Here is a 17,093-nt window from a genome sequence, read left to right on the forward strand (position 1 = left end):
AAAAAATGAGGATTATTTGAATAAAGAAAGGTACTCGCCATAGCCTTCTTTTTCTAAATCTGCCACTGGCACAAATCTCAAAGCTGCCGCATTAATGCAATAACGTAAGCCGCCTTCTTGGAGTGGGCCATCAGTGAAAACATGCCCTAAATGTGAATCTGCTTCTTGACTGCGAACTTCTACTCGGTGCATGCCGTGACTAAAATCAGCTTTTTCTTTGACGCCACGTTTTTCAATTGGTTTGGTAAAGGATGGCCAGCCGCAACCAGCATCGTATTTGTCCAAGGAGCTAAACAACGGTTCGCCACTAACAATGTCTACATAGATTCCGTCTTGGTAAAAGTCATCATATTCTCCTGAAAAAGGGCGTTCTGTTGCGTTTTCTTGTGTGACGGCATATTGAAGATCCGTCAAGGTTTGTTTTAATTCTTCTTCTGTTGGTTTTGTCATTCTGTCCACTCCTTTTCTTCTGTTCAATTTATTGGGTTCAATGATACCACGTTTGCCAAACAGGCACCTAATAGTTTGCATAGTAAAAGACAGTCCTTTCTCTTTTTGACGAATGAAAAGGACTGTCTTTTATTAGTTGAATTCTTTTAGTAGTCGGGCTACTTTGGCAATTGGTAAGCCCATAATGGCGTAATAATCGCCAGCGATTGCTTCAATTAGTAATGCTCCTTGTCCTTGGATACCATAAGCGCCTGCTTTGTCGGCATATTCTGCGGTATCTAAGTAAGCATGGATTTCCGTGTCTGTCAGTGGATAAAACGTCACGGTTGAATGAACTGTCGCGGAGCGCTCTTTTTCCCCTTGTTTCAACGTCACACTTGTATACACGTCATGTGTTTTGCCACTTAGGAGGCGCAACATGCGATAACCGTCTTCCCGAGAAGTGGGTTTGCCGAGGATCTCTCCCGCCAATGCCACAATTGTATCGCAGCCAATGACTAGTGCTTCGGGGGATTGCTCTGCTATAGCCGCTGCTTTTTGGGCAGCCATTTGCGCCACATATTCTGCTGGTAAGCCGTCTTTGCCAACAGTTTCATCGATGTCGGCTGGTGCAATCGTAAAAGTTGGAACCACACGCTTTAATAACTCCTGACGGCGAGGAGATTGGGATGCTAAAATAATTTGCATAAATTGATGACGCCTCGTTTCTTTTTAATGGGGGTCTTGAATGCGTTTAAACATTCGTTCCATATCTGAATTCGTAAAATGAATCAGCACCGGACGTCCATGCGGACAATTAAACGGATTTTCGCACAAGGCTAAATCTTTTAATAGCACGCGTGCTTGTTGCTCATTGAGGTAATGATTGGCTTTGATGGATCGCTTACAGCTCATCATAATGGCAGTTGCTTCACGGAATTTTTTCACGCTGACCGAGCCAGTTGTTAGCAACATGTCAATCATCTCGCGAACAATGCTTTCCTCTTCGCCTGCAGGATACCAAGTTGGGTGCGCCCGCACAATGAAACTATTTTGTCCAAAGTCTTCCAAATGGATGCCGACTTCCGCAAGGGTTTCTTTCTGCTCTTTAATTTTCAAGGCATCGCTATTTGGATAATCAATAACGATTGGTACCAATAGTTCTTGTAAATCATCACTGACTTCGCCAATTTTTTCACGGAAGTACTCGTATTTAATTCGTTCTTGGGCAGCGTGTTGGTCGATAATAAACAGGCCATCTTTGCTTTGTGCGAATAAATAAGTTCCGTGCATTTGACCGAAGTATTCTAGCTCAGGAAAACGTTCTGTCGGTCGTTCTTCTTCCAACTTGTTCAGGGCTTGTTTCAGTTCTCTTTGGCTCGCAGCGCTATTGGCATCGAATTCCGGGTGAAGTTTCATTTCTTCTTGGAAAACCTCGTCAGCAGCCTCTGATGAACGCAGAGAAGGTTCTGAATCAGGCACTTCAGTTATTTTCGTTTCTTCGGCTATTACCTGTTGCTCATTACTAGCTGTTTCCCAATGATTTGCGGAATCAGCAGCTGCCGAAGAGGTTTCGTAAGCTGACGTTTCTTCCGCTACACTCGTTGATTCTGGCACTGGCGGCGCAAATGGGTCGTCCATTGGATCCACTGCTCTTTCTGTCTGGTTGACAGTTTCAGGGGCGCTTGAGACTGGTGTTTCGTCTGTCGCATGTTCCGCATAGAAGCGGCCTGTTGCGGGATTATAGCTTAAGCTGCCCGGTCGTTGTTTTACCGCAGGTTGTTCAGTCGATAGAGGAATTTCCATTTGTTCGGCTTTAGGTTCTGGCGGTAGTTTCTTTTTAAAACGCAAATTGTCTGCCGCATTGGGAATCAACTGTTCTTGGCTCAACACTTCTTGAATCGCCTGTTCAATTAATGCCATTAAATCTTTTTCTTTACTTAAACGAACTTCTTGCTTAGTAGGATGGACATTGACATCGACTAACAGCGGATCCATTTCAATTTCTAACACAGCAATTGGAAAACGCCCCACCATTAGTTTCGAACCATAGCCGGCTACAATTGCTTTATTTAACGCGAAATTTTTAATATAACGACCATTGATAATCGTTGATAAATAGTTGCGGCTGGCCCGTGTGACTTCTGGCAATGAGACATACCCTGTCAAAGTAAAATCAAGGTCTTTTCCTTCAATTTTCAACATTTTCTTTGCGGTGCTAATGCCATAAATCCCCGCAATCGTTTGTTTTAAATCACCATTGCCTGTTGTACTCATCATTTTGTGGCCGTCATGAACCAAGCGAAAAGCGACTTTAGGGTGACTTAACGCCAGACGATTGACAATGTCACCGATATTGGCCAATTCCGTTTGGATCGTTTTGACGTATTTCAAACGAGCGGGCGTATTATAAAATAAATTAGAAACGGTCATTTTTGTGCCTTTACGGAGTGCTGCTGGTCGGTTTTCTTCGACCTTGCCCCCTTTTAGAATCACATAGCTGCCTTCTTCTTCCTCAGCTGTGGCAGTTTCGACAATCATTTCAGAAACTGAGGCAATACTTGGTAAGGCTTCGCCTCGGAACCCCAAGCTGCGAATTCGGAACAAATCATCTCTTGTATGAATTTTGCTTGTGGCATGGCGTTTGAAGGCATTCAGTACATCTTCTTTGGCAATTCCTTCACCATTATCAATAATTTGAATGGTTTTCAAGCCAGCTTCTTCAATAAAAATATCAATTTGGGTGCTTCCTGCATCCAGTGCATTTTCCACCAATTCTTTGACGACAGAAGCGGGACGTTCAACAACTTCACCAGCAGCAATCTGGTTGGCTAGTTGTTCGGATAGTTCTTGAATTTTCCCCATTTCACGACCTCCTAACCGGTTCGGTTCCTAATTAGATACGTTTTTGCAATTGATGAAGCATGTTTAACGCATCTAGTGGTGTCATTTCTAATAGATTCATTTTCTTCAATGTGTCAATGACACTTAATTCTTCTGTTGAAACTTCTTTAAATAATGAAAGTTGCTCGGTTTCTTCATGGACTTCTGAAACTTCTTCATGATGAACTGAACTTGGAATCGTTGTTTCTTCCGCTTCTAAAGCGGATAAAATGGTGGCTGCTCGTTCTAAAAGCGAGCTTGGTAAACCAGCGATTTTAGCAACATGTATCCCATAGCTCTTATCAGCAGGTCCTTCCATCATTTTATGAAGAAAGACCACTTCGCCATCTTTTTCGACAGCGCCCACGTGAATATTCTTCAAGCCTTTTAAGGTTTCATCTAGAACAGTTAGTTCATGATAATGTGTAGAGAATAGCGTTTTAGCTTGAACTTCACGATGGATATATTCAATGATGGCTTGCGCTAGCGCCATTCCATCATAGGTTGCCGTGCCGCGTCCTAATTCATCAAATAAAATTAGGCTATTAGGCGTGGCGTGCCGCAGTGCTTGGTTGGCTTCCATCATTTCTACCATAAAGGTACTTTGCCCTGCAATTAGATCATCAGAGGCCCCAATCCGTGTAAAAATTTGATCGAAAATTGGCATTTCAGCACTTTCCGCTGGTACAAAACAGCCAATTTGCGCCATGACCACCGTCAAAGCCAATTGACGCATGTAGGTACTTTTCCCTGACATGTTTGGTCCAGTAATCAAGAGAATATCTGTTTCTGGGTTCATGCGGATACTGTTTGGAATGTATTCTTGGTGCCCTAAAACTTTTTCCACGACTGGGTGTCGTCCTTCGACAATCGCCAAATTTTTCGTGTTACTTCTTAACGTTGGTCGAACGTATTGATACCGTTCACTAATTGTTGCAAAAGATTGTAAAACATCAACCGCACTAATGGTTTTAGCCAGTGTTTGCAATCGATCAATATTCGTTTTCACTTGTTCTCTCACGGCCAAGAACAATTGATATTCTAGTTCAACTGATTTTTCTTCGGCTTCTAAGATTAAACGCTCTAGTTCTTTTAGTTCGGGCGTAATAAAGCGCTCCGCATTAGCTAATGTTTGCTTACGCTCGTATTTTCCTTCTTCTAAATTCGCTAAATTTGACTTAGTGATTTCAATGAAATAACCAAAGACACGATTGTAGCCAATCTTCAAGTTTTTAATGCCTGTTTCTTGGCGTTCTTTCGCTTCTAACTCCGCTAACCATTGCTTACCATTACGCATGGCATCACGGTATTCATCTAATTGGTCGTTATAGCCGTCTTTAATAACATTTCCTTCAGTAATTTGTAAAGGGGCTTCTTCATTAATCGCCGTCGCAATCAATGCCACTAAATCTTCAACAGGGTTTAAGTCGACTAACAAATCATCCCATTCCCCTTGATTGATCCCGACAATTAACTGTCGAATCGTTGGTACTTGTTCTAAAGAGGTCCGTAATTGAATTAAATCACGCCCATTCACACTGCCGAATGCCACGCGTCCTGCTAACCGCTCTAAATCATAAACGTTCGTCAATGCTGCTTGCAAATCCAAGCGTTCAAAATAGGCATTTAATAAGGATTGCACCATTTCTTGACGCGCCTTAATTTGACGTTCCTGAATTAGCGGACGATCCAACCATTGTTTCAACAAACGGCCGCCCATAGCTGTTTTCGTTTCATCTAATAGCCACAATAGAGTCCCTTTTTTCTGTCCTGTTCGAATCGACTGACTCAATTCTAAATTGAATTTAGAATAATGATCCATTTTCAAGAAATGATCTGGCTGATATTCCACAGCTTTCTGAATATGGGACAAGCTCCGCTTTTGGGTAACGGATAAATAAGATAATAATTTGCCTGTAATTTCAATTTCTAATGGATTAATCAGTTCATTGGTTAAAAAACTAAACTCGGCATTTTCTTCCACCGTTTCTTGTGTCGAAAAGATAATATTTAAACGTAAACTTAAGTTCTCTTTTAACGATTCAGGAATCCCTGAACCTAGGACCATTTCTTTTGTTTGCAACGCAGAAGCTTCGTTTAAAACGCCCTCTTCATCAGCCAAGACTGCTGTTTTTAATTCGCCTGTACTCAAGTCTACATAGGCAAAACCGAACTGATTACCATCTGTTAGCACAGCGGTTAAGTAATTATTGTCTTTGGCTTCCAAGCCTTTACTATTCATCACCGTTCCTGGCGTTACCAACTGGACCACTTCTCGTTTGACCATGCCCTTGGTAGTCTTTGGATCTTCCACTTGCTCACAAATCGCTACTTTATAGCCTTGCTCAATCAACGTATCAATGTAGCCTTGCGCGGCATGATAAGGAACGCCACACATAGGAATCGGATCATCCGCATTGCGGTTACGACTGGTTAACGTCAATTCTAAGATTTGCGCTGCATTGATAGCATCTTCATAAAATAATTCATAAAAATCACCTAAGCGATAAAATAAAAACGCATCCTTGTATTGGGCCTTAATGGATAAATATTGTTCCATCATGGGTGTATTTTTTGTCTTTTGTGGCATTTAATTCCCTTCCTTCTCTAGCTCTTCGTTCACGCGGTATTGAATGAGCGCCGTGACATGTTGGACTAAGTCATTGGCTTCGATCAGTTGTTCGCGGTAGGCTACAACGAGTGGGTGCTCATCAAATTCTTTTGTTTTCGCATCAGCTCGTTGAATGGCTTCTTTTTCAGCAGTTGGTTTGCCATAGTGAGCAAATTGAACCGCATCTTTTTGCGCAGCTTTAATTTCTTCCACTAATTCTGTCAGCTTTTTGTTTTTCTTTACCTTTTCTTCAATCGCTTGGTAGCGCTGAATGACTTCATCTTGTCCAATTAAATGTAGCAATTTTTCTAATTCTTTATTACTTTGTGCATCTAAATTCAACGGCTCCATTTTTTTCACCTCCATCTTTCACCGGCACTTTTTCTATAAGAGCAGAAAAAGTTAACCTCTTAATGATCCGAGATTAACTTTTCTTCTATTATTCTTGAAACGGGCGATCTTCGCTAATCTGAATCGGCTCAATCATCTTCGCTTGGCCCGTTTGGTCATCAATCTCTAAAATACAGGCAGATAAAATCGTCCGACCTGTTTCGACTACCTCAAAGCGCTTCGGCAATGCTGTCATAAACTTCTCAATAATCGGTTCACGCTTCATTCCTAGAATCCCATCATAAGGTCCGGTCATACCGACATCACTTAAGAAGGCTGTCCCTTTCGGTAAAATCCGAGCATCATTTGTTTGAACATGCGTATGTGTTCCAACAACGGCTGAAACTTGGCCATCTAAAAACCAGCTCATGGCTTGTTTTTCACTCGTCGTTTCGCCATGAAAATCCACAAAAATGAGCGGTGTCCGTTTGCGAGCGATAGCCACTAGCTCGGCGGCTTTCTTGAAAGGATCTTCCAATGGCACCATAAATGTGCGGGCCTGTAAATTAATCACCGCTAGTTCCAATTGATTGACTTTCACAAAAACCATTCCTTGACCAGGCACATCTTCTGGAAAGTTCGCTGGACGAACCATTTTCTTCGCATCATCAATGAATTCAAAGATATCCTTGTTGTCCCACGTATGGTTACCCATCGTAACAACATCGACACCATCTTGCAAAAATTTCTTATAAATCTTGCCAGTAATTCCCCGACCAGATGCCGCATTTTCACCATTGGCAATGGTCACTTGTGGACGATATTTCTTCTTTAATTTAGGGACATACGTTGCTAGGGCTTCTCTTCCTAAAGAACCGACAACATCTCCTATAAATAATATACGCAAAAAGGTTCCTCTTCTCTTTTTAACATCTCTTGTTTATTATAGTTGTTTTCGCTTTGAAAAGAAAGTTTTGGTTTTAAAAGATTAAAAAAAGTGTCTCAACGAACAATCCTTGCAATTGTTCGTTGAGACACTACACGCGATACTTATTCGCTTTTTATTTTATTTCGCATAGTCTACGGCACGTGTTTCACGGATAACCGTTACTTTGATATGTCCTGGATAATCCAAGTCATCTTCAATTTTCTTCCGAATATCTCGAACTAAACGAACAGATTCTAAATCAGAAATTTCTTCTGGTTTCACCATGACACGAACTTCACGTCCTGCTTGAACAGCAAAACTTGAATCCACGCCTTCAAAACTATTAGAAATATTTTCTAAGTTTTCTAAGCGGCGAATGTAGTTTTCTAACGATTCACTACGTGCACCTGGACGGGCTGCAGATAACGCATCTGCGGCTGCCACTAAAACAGAAATAACTGAGGTTGCTTCCACATCACCGTGATGCGAGGCAATGGCATTAATAACTACTGAATTTTCTTTATATTTCGCAGCTAATTCTGCGCCAATCTCAACGTGAGAACCTTCAATTTCATGATCTAATGCTTTCCCAATATCATGTAGTAAACCTGCACGTTTGGCTAATTGAACATCTTCGCCTAATTCGGCGGCTAAAACGCCAGCCAGTTTTGCTACTTCGATTGAGTGGTTCAAGACATTTTGACCATAACTTGTTCTGAAACGTAAACGGCCTAAAATTTTAATTAAATCAGGATGTAACGTATGAGCACCTACTTCAAAGGCTGCTTGTTCTCCGTATTCACGAATCCGTTCATCCATTTCTTTACGTGATTTTTCTACCATTTCTTCGATACGAGCGGGATGAATCCGACCATCTTGGATTAATTTTTCCAAGGTCATTCGAGCGATTTCTCGTCTGATTGGATCAAATCCGGATAACACAACCGCTTCTGGCGTATCATCAATGATTAAGTCAATCCCTGTTAATGTTTCCAATGTACGAATATTACGTCCTTCACGACCAATAATGCGACCTTTCATCTCATCATTTGGTAAAGTGACCACGGAAACAGTTGTTTCAGAAACAGAATCGGCGGCGCAACGTTGAATTGCTAGGGAAAGCAAGTTCTTCGCTTTGCGATCAGATTCTTCTTTGGCACGTTGTTCTGACTCCTTGACCATCAAGGTTAGTTCATGATTCAACTCTTCTTCTGTTGACTTCATAATAATCGATTTTGCTTCTTCTTTTGAAAGGGAAGCAATTCGTTCTAATTCTTGATGTTGCTGATTAATTAAGTTTTCTACTTCTTTTTCTCGCTCATCAATTAATTGCTGTCTAGCACCAAGTTTCTCTTCTTTTTCTTCCAGTGAGCCTTCACGTTTTTCAAGAGAGTCATCTTTACGATCCAACGTTTGTTCCCGTTGAATTAAACGATTTTCTTGAGATTTAAGTTCTAATCTGCTTTCTTTCAACTCACTTTCAATTTCTGAACGATACTTCTGGTTCTCTTCCTTAGCTTCTAGCAATGCTTCTTTTTTCAGTGTTTCTGATTCTTTCCGAGCGTTCTCGAGAATACTCGACGCTGAAATTTTTGCACCATTTATTGCTTTATCATGACGTGACTTTGCAATAACAAATCCTAAACCAAGACCGACAATCAAACCGACGATAGCGAGGAGAATATTTAAAACCATATTTCCACCTCCATACTATCTTTTTGTTAATTCATATCTTGTAGTTTTTTGATAAACTAAAATCAATTATCAATATGCCTACTTGCATATTTGTGCATACACACAATTTTATTCTAATGTTTGTCGCGAAAGGTGTCAACTTAAAAAAGCCCTTTCTTTTGGAAAGGGCAGCAAATATTAGACAACGTCACATTTTTAGGTTTCCGCCGTCACGAATTGTTTAAATTTTAGAACAAACGCCGCATAGTCTGCTGTTTGACTAAGCTGCTTGATGTGGATGGGTTCGGACATGGACAACAGTCTATTTAACAATTTAGTTCTAAACAAAAAAAGACAACACCTGTCCTGTTCAGTAAGTGTTGTCTTTCTTCTTAACGAGTCGTATTCACTCGTTATTTATTCATCTAAAGGCAGTTCTTCTTGACCTTCTGCTTCTTCTGTAATGGTTGAACCGTCACCGATGCCATATGCATCACGGACCAATTTAGACACTTCTGCCATCATTTCAGGATGATCCGCCATGTATTGTTTGGCATTTTCACGGCCTTGGCCAATTCGTTCTTCTTTGTAGCCATACCAAGCACCACTTTTGCTGATAAGGTCTTTTTCCACAGCCATATCTAGTAATTCGCCTTCTTGGGAAATCCCTTGGCCATACATGATATCAACTTCTGCCACTTTAAATGGTGGCGCCACTTTGTTTTTAACGACTTTAATTTTTGTGCGGTTACCGACGATGTCTGTTCCTTGTTTTAACTGTTCTGCACGACGGACTTCTAGACGAACCGTTGCGTAGAATTTCAATGCACGTCCACCAGGAGTTGTTTCAGGATTTCCGAACATCACGCCAACTTTTTCACGAATTTGGTTAATGAAAATAGCAATTGTTTTTGTCTTATTAATTGAGCCTGATAATTTACGTAGTGCTTGAGACATTAGTCGAGCTTGTAAGCCGACATGGCTCGCTCCCATCTCACCATCAATCTCTGCACGAGGAACTAACGCAGCAACCGAGTCGATGACAACGATGTCAATCGCACCACTTGAAACTAAGGCATCGGCAATCTCTAAGCCTTGCTCACCCGTATCTGGTTGAGATAAAAGTAATTCATCAATGTTAACGCCTAGTTTCTCCGCATATTGAGGATCCAATGCATGCTCAGCATCGATAAAAGCGGCTGTTCCACCATTTCGTTGCACTTCTGCAATTGCGTGTAAAGAAACAGTTGTTTTACCTGAACTCTCAGGACCATATACTTCAATAATTCGGCCACGTGGATACCCACCTACGCCCAATGCAACATCTAACGCTAAAGAACCACTAGGGATAGTTGAAATTTTTTGATCAGCTTTTTCGCCTAATTTCATAATAGAACCTTTCCCAAAGTTCTTTTCAATTTTTTTCAGTGCGGCATCTAAAGCCACTTTACGATCATCTGCCAATGGATAATCCTCCTTTAATTTATATAAACTTATTTTTCATTTCCTGTTAGTAGGTCTATCATATCTCTTTTGTACCAAAAAAGCAAGAAAAAACCGAACAAACATTCGCATATTTATTTTTTATTAATGATTCGGCGCCGCAAAAGATCTAACCCTCGCATAACCGCACTCTGTCTAATATAATTTCGGTCACGGTTAAAATGGAAACATTCTGCAACGGTTGGTTGGCCTTCTTCCGCCAGCCCAATCCAAACAGTGCCTGTCGGTTGACCTTCGATTGGGTCACCAGCGACCCCAGTAAATGATAAACCATAGTTAGATTTAGCTAACTGACGCGCTTTCTCTGCCATTTCTTTGGCACACGCTTCACTTACCGTGCCATGTTCTTCTAAAAGTTCATGAGAAATTCCTAAAAAGTTCTCTTTTGTTTCTTGCGAATACGTCACGAAGCCTCCCTTAAAAATCTTCGAAGCACCCGCAATTTCCCCCAGTGTACTTTGGAATAGGCCAGCGGTGAGGCTCTCAGCAGCCGTGACGGTTTGTCCGTTTTGTAATAACAAATCCACTGTTACCTTGGCTAAACTATTGTCATCCCCATACCCATAAAAATAGTCTCCCACTTTAGCTAAAACCTTTTCTTCCGTCGCTGTTAATAATTCTTCGCCAGCTACTAAGTCTTTTGTTTTAACTGTTAAACGAAGTGTCACTTCATTAGGCTTAGCATAAGGCGCAATGGTTGGATTCGTTTGGTGCGCAATCAACGATTGAATCTCGGTCACCAGCTGTGATTCACCAATGCCATAAAAACGCAAGACTCTTGAAATCAATTGTTCTTCTTGTGGAAACGCATCAATCAATAAAGGTCGTGCCGCTTGTTGGAACATCGGAATTAATTCATTGGGCGGCCCTGGTAAGAGCAAATAGCTTGTTGTCCCTTCTGTTACGAAAGAACCAACCGCTAATCCTGTCGGGTTTTGAAGAACTTGTCCACCTTCAATGGCTAACACTTGTCGTAGATTATTTTCCGTCATTGGCCGCTTAGACTGTTGGAAAAACTGGTGCAAGCGGTTCAATCCTTCTTGATCTTCTACTAATGATTTATGGAGATGTTGTGCGACAACTTGCTTGGTTAAATCGTCTTCTGTAGGTCCTAGCCCTCCACATAAGACAATTAAATCACTTCTTTGTTCTGCTTCTGTTAGTAGCGTTTCTAAGCGGCCGCCGTTATCGCCAACAACGGTCTGATAGTAAACATCGATGCCTAGCGCAGCTAACTCTTCTGATAAAAAGGTGGCGTTGGTATTCACTACTTGTCCCAGTAATAACTCTGTTCCGACTGCAATGATTTCTGCTTTCATTGATTTCCCCTTCTCTAATAACATACGTAGTTAAACTCACTTTCCATTTTAGCACAACAAAATTTTTACAAAAGAATTTGAGCTCCAGGAAATAATTTTTTTATCAGGAAATTTATTAATTATTACGAAAAAAATGTTCATTTCCTCACAATACATTGTATAATAACGTTATATCGAAAGGAGAGAAATGAATGAGTGTAGTATTAGTACTTTTGGGTCTATTAGGGTTACTTGTCAGCGGGGGACTGACTATCAAAGCATTAATTAAGAAACAACCGAAAAAACAATATGGCTATGCCGCATTAGCAAGTGCCGCTCTATTTATTGGTGGGGTTGCCACGACAGATTCTTCCCCAACGCTTTCACTTGATGCAGAGAGTGTTGAAACCGATGCCAATGGCTCAGCCACCATCAAAGGCGAATACGATGGCAACAGCAAACTAACGGCCAATGGCAAGGAAGTAAAAACGAAAGACAAAACGTTTGCTTACAAAGTAAAACTGTCCGATGAAAAAACGCAAAAAATCACCTTTGTGGCTGAGAAGAAAGATACCAAAGTTGAAAAATCAGTCGAAGTCACACCATCAAAAGAATTTATTGCGAGCATCACAGATTCTGAACAAGAATTGGCCAAAACAGAAAAAGCCTTAGCTTACGCTGAAAAACAACCTTCTCAGAAAAACTATGATGAAGCCGCAACCTTAGTATCTTCATTAAGTCAAGAATACGAGGAATACAATGATCGCCTTGAAAAAATCAAAGAAGCAGTACCTGTTGATGAAGCAGTTACAACTGCTGAAAAATCTAAAAGTAAAAGCGATTATCAAGCAGCTGAAAAATTAGTAGCTGCTGCCCCAGTTGGCAAAGAAGGATTTCAACAACGATTAACGACTGTTCAAACCGCTATCGCTGAAAAAGAAAAAAATGAACAATTAGTCGCCAGTGCAACTGCCGCTGTTGAAAAAGCTGAACAAGAACCAACCAATGAAGCTTACTATAATGAAGCGGTCAAACAAATTGACGCTTTAAACTCCCCAAATCAAGCTTTAACAAAACGGGTAGCCGTTGTTAAAACTCAATTAGATGCCCACAAAGAAAAACAACGAAAAGAAGCAGAAGCTCAGAAACTAGCCGCTGAAAAAGCGCAAAAAGAACAAGCCGAAGCGGCAGCAAAAGCGCAAGCTGAAGCAGAGGCGCAACAAGCCGCACAGGCGCCGGCGGAAGTCGAGACGGCTGCTGCGGAAGCACCAAGCGGTAACGCCTTAATTAAAGGGTCACGTAATGGAATTTATCATGTGCCTGGAAGTAGATATTATAATAGAACCACTAATCCAGTGGCTTGGTTCTCTACTGTTGAAGAAGCAGAAGCAGCAGGATACCGAGCACCCAAACAGTAAATACATTAGCAATAATTAATCAAACAAGAAAATGGGGCCTCCGTTGTTTTAACGGAGGCCCCATTTTTCTTGTTTCTTTTATTGATACACACTAATTCGTTGATTTGGGTGTGCATTACTTTCCACTTCATCTAACATGGCAACGGCGTAGTCTGCGTAACTAATGTAGCTGTCACCTTGACTATTGGTTGTTAATTCTTCGCCAGCGACTTCATAATGGCCTGTCGCAGGACCTTCAGCATCAAACATGGCTGCAGGACTAATATAGGTCCAGTGGATGTTTTGAGCTTCTTTCAATAAGTTTAAAGCTTCGCCCATCGCCGAAGCTAATGGCTGAATTTCTGCTGGGAATGATGGTGTATCTTTTAATTGAGTTGTGTGTTCTGGGTCCACATACAAGGTTCCAGCGCCCCCAACGACAAACAAGCGCGTTTTTTGATTGGTTAAAATCTCAATCAAATGCTGGGTAGATTTGGGGAAATCTTGCACATTAGGGAATCCTAAGGCACTAATTAATACATCAAACGCTTGAATATCTTCTGTTGTTAATTGATAAACATCTTTTTCAATGGTCGGTGTGCCATCTGTTATTTTTGAGGAATTACGAACGATGGCTGTCACGTCCATCCCGCGACGTTTAGCTTCTGCTAAAAGTAATTGTCCTTCTTTTCCTGTTGCTCCTAATACTGCTACTTTCATGTAAATCATCCTTTCATTTTTAAATAGAACTAAAATAGTTACATTTGACACTTTAAAAGTAGAGCTTGAAAAAAATTCACTTTGAATTTTTCCCAAGCTTAGAGGCCGATAAACGGCGGGAACAGAAGCAACTCCTTCGGAAATAAGCCGAAATTCTCCAAAAATTAAAGAACAATTTCTGGAAATTCCTTCTTATTTCTCGGAGCTGAACACTTCTTTCCCGACCTCTTAACTTCTATTTCATGAATCACATCTGCTAAGGTGATGCTTTTCAATTCTTCTTCCATTTTTTGTTGCACTTTAGTAAATTCAGTTTCTAGTACCGATTGGATATTTGCCCCAACGGAACAGTTTGGATTAGGATTTTGATGAATATTGAAAATCTCTCGTTCCAATTCAACCGCTGTATAAATTTCATACAGTGAGATCTCTTCTGGTTTCTTTAATAAGGTATTTTTATTGGCTCCACGCATGGAATGAATCAAGCCGGCTTTTTTTAACTGGCTCATTAGTCGTCGAACAACGACTGGATTCGTATTCACGCTCGAAGCAATGTATTCAGAAGTCACTTGTTCTTGAGGACCTGTTTCAATCAAACTTAAAATATGAATCGCAACACTTAATTTCGTTGACATGGCCATGTCTAATCACTCCAAACTAAATGTAACGTTATTTGTTACATTTACAGAATACGCTGTTTCGTTTTATTTGTCAATGAGAAACCTCTGACTATTCAAAATAAAAATCATTTGTTGAAACAACACGGGCCCCAAACGGCATTAACGCTAATTTCGCCAATTTAAAGGATTGTTGCCCAAACGGAATACCGATGATTGTCAGACAAAGCAACAAGCCACTAATACAATGCCCAATTGCTAATGGTAGTCCACTGATAATCAGCCAAATAATGTTTACCACCAAAGATACGCCGCTATCACTATACACGACTCGCTTTTTAAACGGCCAAAAGCTCAATCCCGCTAATTTGAAACATTGTAAACCAATCGGAATACCAATGATTGTAATGCACCAAATCACGCCTGCGAATAGCCACGATAAGCCACCAAAAAAGCCGCCAAAGATGAACCATAAAATATTGCCAAGTGTTTTCATTCTTGTTCCTCTACTTTCCTCATTAAAAATTATGCATGTGAGTAAGTATACCATGAAAGCTTCTTTTTGTTTCAAACAATATTGTAAGGTTGCTGACTCGTTAAAAGACGAAGACGGTGTTTCATGATACAATGAAGAAACTAACGATAAAGGAGTAGACTTCATGGACTTACATTTAACCGTTGATTTAAAAAAAACAAAGACACTCATTGATTTAGCCGATCAGGCCCACTTAATCATTGAACAAACAACTAAATTACCGAAAAAAGAGGCAGCGATTCTTTTCTTGCTAAGAGATAACCAACTAGTTGCTTTAGGACTTGCTGAAGAAAAAGCTACATATAAAGAAGTTTCTTTTGATCACTCGATTTTATTGAAACCGACTTGGGACACAGAACTTGCCTATTTAGCGCAAGCTTTCCTAGATGATGCGAAAGAAAGTGGTTTAACATTGGAAGCAACCCCAACGACAGTCAAAATTCCGAAAAGTGCGGTAGCGACAGTGACTAACTATAAAGAAACAGTCACCTTTATCTTGGAACGTTTTGGCTACTCTCTGTTTAAAAAACCGGCGCCGAAGAAAGCCAGACCAGCCAAAGCACGCCACAAATGGACAAAAGAAGTTAGCCAAATTCCTTTTTATATTGATACTCGACAAAGCAAAGCAACTGTTTTTTGGCAAAAGCGCAATGAAATGCTTATTAAAGCTGGCGCGACAATGATGCCAGAAGCCCCTTTAAATAAAGACGGGTCTGTCGGTTTCTCCGCTAGATTTGGTGAAAAACTTCGTGATGAACGCAAGGGCCAATTTAAAGACTTTGTCACAACGGAAGATATCATCTTAAAAAGCGTTAATGAAGTCGGCTTGTTTCTCTATTTTGCTGGAACAAACAGCTGGTTAGAGCTAGTTGATGAGAACGGCAAAACCTTAAATGAATGGACTGTGGTGGAATAAACCTTATAAAAAATGTCGCACCTGATTTTTATGATTCAGGCGCGACACTTTTTTAATTTAAATAACTTTTTGCTATCGCTTGATACTTATCAATCATATCTAAATAATTATCAATTTCGACATATTCGTCGACTTGGTGTGCAGTAGTGGTCACACCTGGTCCAAAGACAACGCAATCAAATGTATTGTCTGATTTAGTAAATTCAGCTAAGTCTGTGGTCCCAGCGCTTGTCACTAATGGTAATGGTTGATCAAATTGGGCTTGAATGGCTTGAATTAACGCAGAATCTTTCTCAGCTTTTACAGGAATTTTATTGTAATCAATCGTTAATTCTAACTGATGTTTTTCTTTTTTGTTCAATTCATCGACAATTTTTTGTAATAACGCAATGACTTGGTCGTTGCTAAATTCTGGAATTGAACGGATATTCCCTTGCAAGGCTGCTTGACCTGGAATACTGTTCACTTGTGTGCCACCTTTAATGACGGTTACATTGTGAATCGTTCGACCTAATTCAGGATTTTCATAGTTTGCTGTGACTTCCGCCATTTGTTGGTTTGCTTCTGTAATAAATTCGTTCAAATTATTAATCGCGTTAATGCCTTCTTCTGGCATCGAACTGTGGGCTTCTTTTCCGTGTGACACAACAGAATAGTTAATTGAACCCATGTGCGCATACATCAAGTTATAATTGGTTGGTTCTCCAATGACTAAGGCACTTAAATCATCCGCATAGCCTTTTTCAGTTAATTGGCCAGCACCTAGCTCACCGACTTCTTCACCAACTGTACCTAAAAATTTAACCGCTCCATTTAATGGAACTTCCTTTTCTTTTAATTCAATCATTGCTAAAACCATTGCGACTAAGCCGCTTTTCATGTCCGTTGCGCCACGGCCATACAATTTATTTCCTTCAATATGGGCCGCAAATGGCGGGAAAGTCCATTGACTTTCGTCCCCTTCAGAAACCACGTCCATGTGGCCACTAAACCCTAAGACTTTTTCTCGGTTTTCACCTAAATAAGCAACCAAACTACTACGATTTGGTGCATAAGAAACAAGTTCAGAAGGGATCTCATATTTCTTCAAAAGATTTTGTAAATAGATTGCCACTTCTTCTTCGTTTCCATTTACAGATTTAATTTTAACCACATCTTGTAAAATACTAATTTTTTCTGATTTTTCCATTGCCATTCGCCCTTTCTTGTTATGCTTAATTCTAGTGTACGCTTCTCTCAGTAAAACCGCAAC

General features: G+C 40.5%; 15 protein-coding genes. 2 read left to right on the forward strand and 13 right to left on the reverse strand.

The annotated features are described in order from the left end of the window. Positions 1 to 12: 12 nt before the first annotated feature. The 9 genes from msrB to IGK96_RS12780 all read right to left on the reverse strand — a co-directional run bounded on the left by msrB (position 13) and on the right by IGK96_RS12780 (position 11,677). Positions 13 to 450, reverse strand: coding sequence for a peptide-methionine (R)-S-oxide reductase MsrB (gene msrB, locus IGK96_RS12740; protein WP_002354871.1), 438 nt, complete (start codon positions 448 to 450; stop codon positions 13 to 15). A 132-nt stretch (positions 451 to 582) separates the two neighbouring features. Then, positions 583 to 1,137: a Maf family protein gene (locus IGK96_RS12745; protein ID WP_002354869.1), complete on the reverse strand. Its 555-nt coding sequence runs from the start codon at positions 1,135 to 1,137 to the stop codon at positions 583 to 585. 24 nt (positions 1,138 to 1,161) lie between these two features. Continuing rightward, the gene (gene mutL, locus IGK96_RS12750; RefSeq protein WP_010713705.1) at positions 1,162 to 3,294 is read right to left on the reverse strand and encodes a DNA mismatch repair endonuclease MutL; all 2,133 of its coding nucleotides are present in this window, start codon (positions 3,292 to 3,294) and stop codon (positions 1,162 to 1,164) included. A 31-nt stretch (positions 3,295 to 3,325) separates the two neighbouring features. Further along, the gene (mutS, locus tag IGK96_RS12755; protein WP_010776188.1) at positions 3,326 to 5,902 is read right to left on the reverse strand and encodes a DNA mismatch repair protein MutS; all 2,577 of its coding nucleotides are present in this window, start codon (positions 5,900 to 5,902) and stop codon (positions 3,326 to 3,328) included. Beyond that, positions 5,903 to 6,289, reverse strand: a complete 387-nt coding sequence (locus IGK96_RS12760; RefSeq protein WP_025188759.1) for a RicAFT regulatory complex protein RicA family protein — start codon at positions 6,287 to 6,289, stop codon at positions 5,903 to 5,905. Positions 6,290 to 6,362: 73 nt separating this feature from the next. Next, positions 6,363 to 7,160, reverse strand: coding sequence for a TIGR00282 family metallophosphoesterase (locus tag IGK96_RS12765; RefSeq protein ID WP_002354864.1), 798 nt, complete (start codon positions 7,158 to 7,160; stop codon positions 6,363 to 6,365). A 159-nt stretch (positions 7,161 to 7,319) separates the two neighbouring features. After that, a complete protein-coding gene (gene rny, locus IGK96_RS12770; protein WP_002354863.1) occupies positions 7,320 to 8,876 on the reverse strand; it encodes a ribonuclease Y in 1,557 nt (518 codons plus the stop codon). A 396-nt stretch (positions 8,877 to 9,272) separates the two neighbouring features. Next, complete coding sequence (gene recA / locus IGK96_RS12775; protein WP_002354860.1) at positions 9,273 to 10,319, reverse strand: recombinase RecA; 1,047 nt, start codon at positions 10,317 to 10,319, stop codon at positions 9,273 to 9,275. Between the two features lie 113 nt (positions 10,320 to 10,432). Then, complete coding sequence (locus IGK96_RS12780; RefSeq protein WP_010710870.1) at positions 10,433 to 11,677, reverse strand: competence/damage-inducible protein A; 1,245 nt, start codon at positions 11,675 to 11,677, stop codon at positions 10,433 to 10,435. A 191-nt stretch (positions 11,678 to 11,868) separates the two neighbouring features. Between IGK96_RS12780 and IGK96_RS12785 the strand changes: the two genes are divergently transcribed. Continuing rightward, positions 11,869 to 13,074, forward strand: coding sequence for a sunset domain-containing protein (locus IGK96_RS12785; RefSeq protein ID WP_002367468.1), 1,206 nt, complete (start codon positions 11,869 to 11,871; stop codon positions 13,072 to 13,074). A gap of 78 nt (positions 13,075 to 13,152) precedes the next feature. On the opposite strand, the gene IGK96_RS12790 is transcribed toward IGK96_RS12785, so the two are convergent. The 3 genes from IGK96_RS12790 to IGK96_RS12800 all read right to left on the reverse strand — a co-directional run bounded on the left by IGK96_RS12790 (position 13,153) and on the right by IGK96_RS12800 (position 14,886). Next, on the reverse strand, positions 13,153 to 13,782 hold the full coding sequence (locus IGK96_RS12790; RefSeq protein WP_161975128.1) for an NAD(P)-dependent oxidoreductase: 630 nt from the start codon (positions 13,780 to 13,782) through the stop codon (positions 13,153 to 13,155). A gap of 155 nt (positions 13,783 to 13,937) precedes the next feature. Next, positions 13,938 to 14,414 carry an Rrf2 family transcriptional regulator gene (locus IGK96_RS12795; RefSeq protein WP_002408372.1) on the reverse strand — a complete coding sequence of 159 codons (477 nt, stop codon included), beginning with the start codon at positions 14,412 to 14,414 and terminating at the stop codon, positions 13,938 to 13,940. Positions 14,415 to 14,502: 88 nt separating this feature from the next. Further along, positions 14,503 to 14,886, reverse strand: coding sequence for a YccF domain-containing protein (locus tag IGK96_RS12800; RefSeq protein WP_002358999.1), 384 nt, complete (start codon positions 14,884 to 14,886; stop codon positions 14,503 to 14,505). 163 nt (positions 14,887 to 15,049) lie between these two features. Between IGK96_RS12800 and IGK96_RS12805 the strand changes: the two genes are divergently transcribed. Continuing rightward, positions 15,050 to 15,841, forward strand: a complete 792-nt coding sequence (locus IGK96_RS12805) for a hypothetical protein (protein WP_010713701.1) — start codon at positions 15,050 to 15,052, stop codon at positions 15,839 to 15,841. A gap of 52 nt (positions 15,842 to 15,893) precedes the next feature. On the opposite strand, the gene IGK96_RS12810 is transcribed toward IGK96_RS12805, so the two are convergent. Beyond that, positions 15,894 to 17,030 carry an ArgE/DapE family deacylase gene (locus IGK96_RS12810; protein ID WP_002367472.1) on the reverse strand — a complete coding sequence of 379 codons (1,137 nt, stop codon included), beginning with the start codon at positions 17,028 to 17,030 and terminating at the stop codon, positions 15,894 to 15,896. Positions 17,031 to 17,093: the final 63 nt, after the last annotated feature.

The organism is Enterococcus sp. DIV0682, assembly GCF_051712685.1.
GTDB lineage: Bacteria > Bacillota > Bacilli > Lactobacillales > Enterococcaceae > Enterococcus > Enterococcus faecalis.

Coding starts and splice junctions, on each gene's coding strand:
- msrB (WP_002354871.1), bottom strand. CDS start 450: ATGACAAAACCAACAGAAGAAGAATTAAAACAAACCTTGACGGATCTT.
- IGK96_RS12745 (WP_002354869.1), bottom strand. CDS start 1,137: ATGCAAATTATTTTAGCATCCCAATCTCCTCGCCGTCAGGAGTTATTA.
- mutL (WP_010713705.1), bottom strand. CDS start 3,294: ATGGGGAAAATTCAAGAACTATCCGAACAACTAGCCAACCAGATTGCT.
- mutS (WP_010776188.1), bottom strand. CDS start 5,902: ATGCCACAAAAGACAAAAAATACACCCATGATGGAACAATATTTATCC.
- IGK96_RS12760 (WP_025188759.1), bottom strand. CDS start 6,289: ATGGAGGTGAAAAAAATGGAGCCGTTGAATTTAGATGCACAAAGTAAT.
- rny (WP_002354863.1), bottom strand. CDS start 8,876: ATGGTTTTAAATATTCTCCTCGCTATCGTCGGTTTGATTGTCGGTCTT.
- IGK96_RS12780 (WP_010710870.1), bottom strand. CDS start 11,677: ATGAAAGCAGAAATCATTGCAGTCGGAACAGAGTTATTACTGGGACAA.
- IGK96_RS12785 (WP_002367468.1), top strand. CDS start 11,869: ATGAGTGTAGTATTAGTACTTTTGGGTCTATTAGGGTTACTTGTCAGC.
- IGK96_RS12790 (WP_161975128.1), bottom strand. CDS start 13,782: ATGATTTACATGAAAGTAGCAGTATTAGGAGCAACAGGAAAAGAAGGA.
- IGK96_RS12795 (WP_002408372.1), bottom strand. CDS start 14,414: ATGGCCATGTCAACGAAATTAAGTGTTGCGATTCATATTTTAAGTTTG.
- IGK96_RS12800 (WP_002358999.1), bottom strand. CDS start 14,886: ATGAAAACACTTGGCAATATTTTATGGTTCATCTTTGGCGGCTTTTTT.
- IGK96_RS12805 (WP_010713701.1), top strand. CDS start 15,050: ATGGACTTACATTTAACCGTTGATTTAAAAAAAACAAAGACACTCATT.
- IGK96_RS12810 (WP_002367472.1), bottom strand. CDS start 17,030: ATGGAAAAATCAGAAAAAATTAGTATTTTACAAGATGTGGTTAAAATT.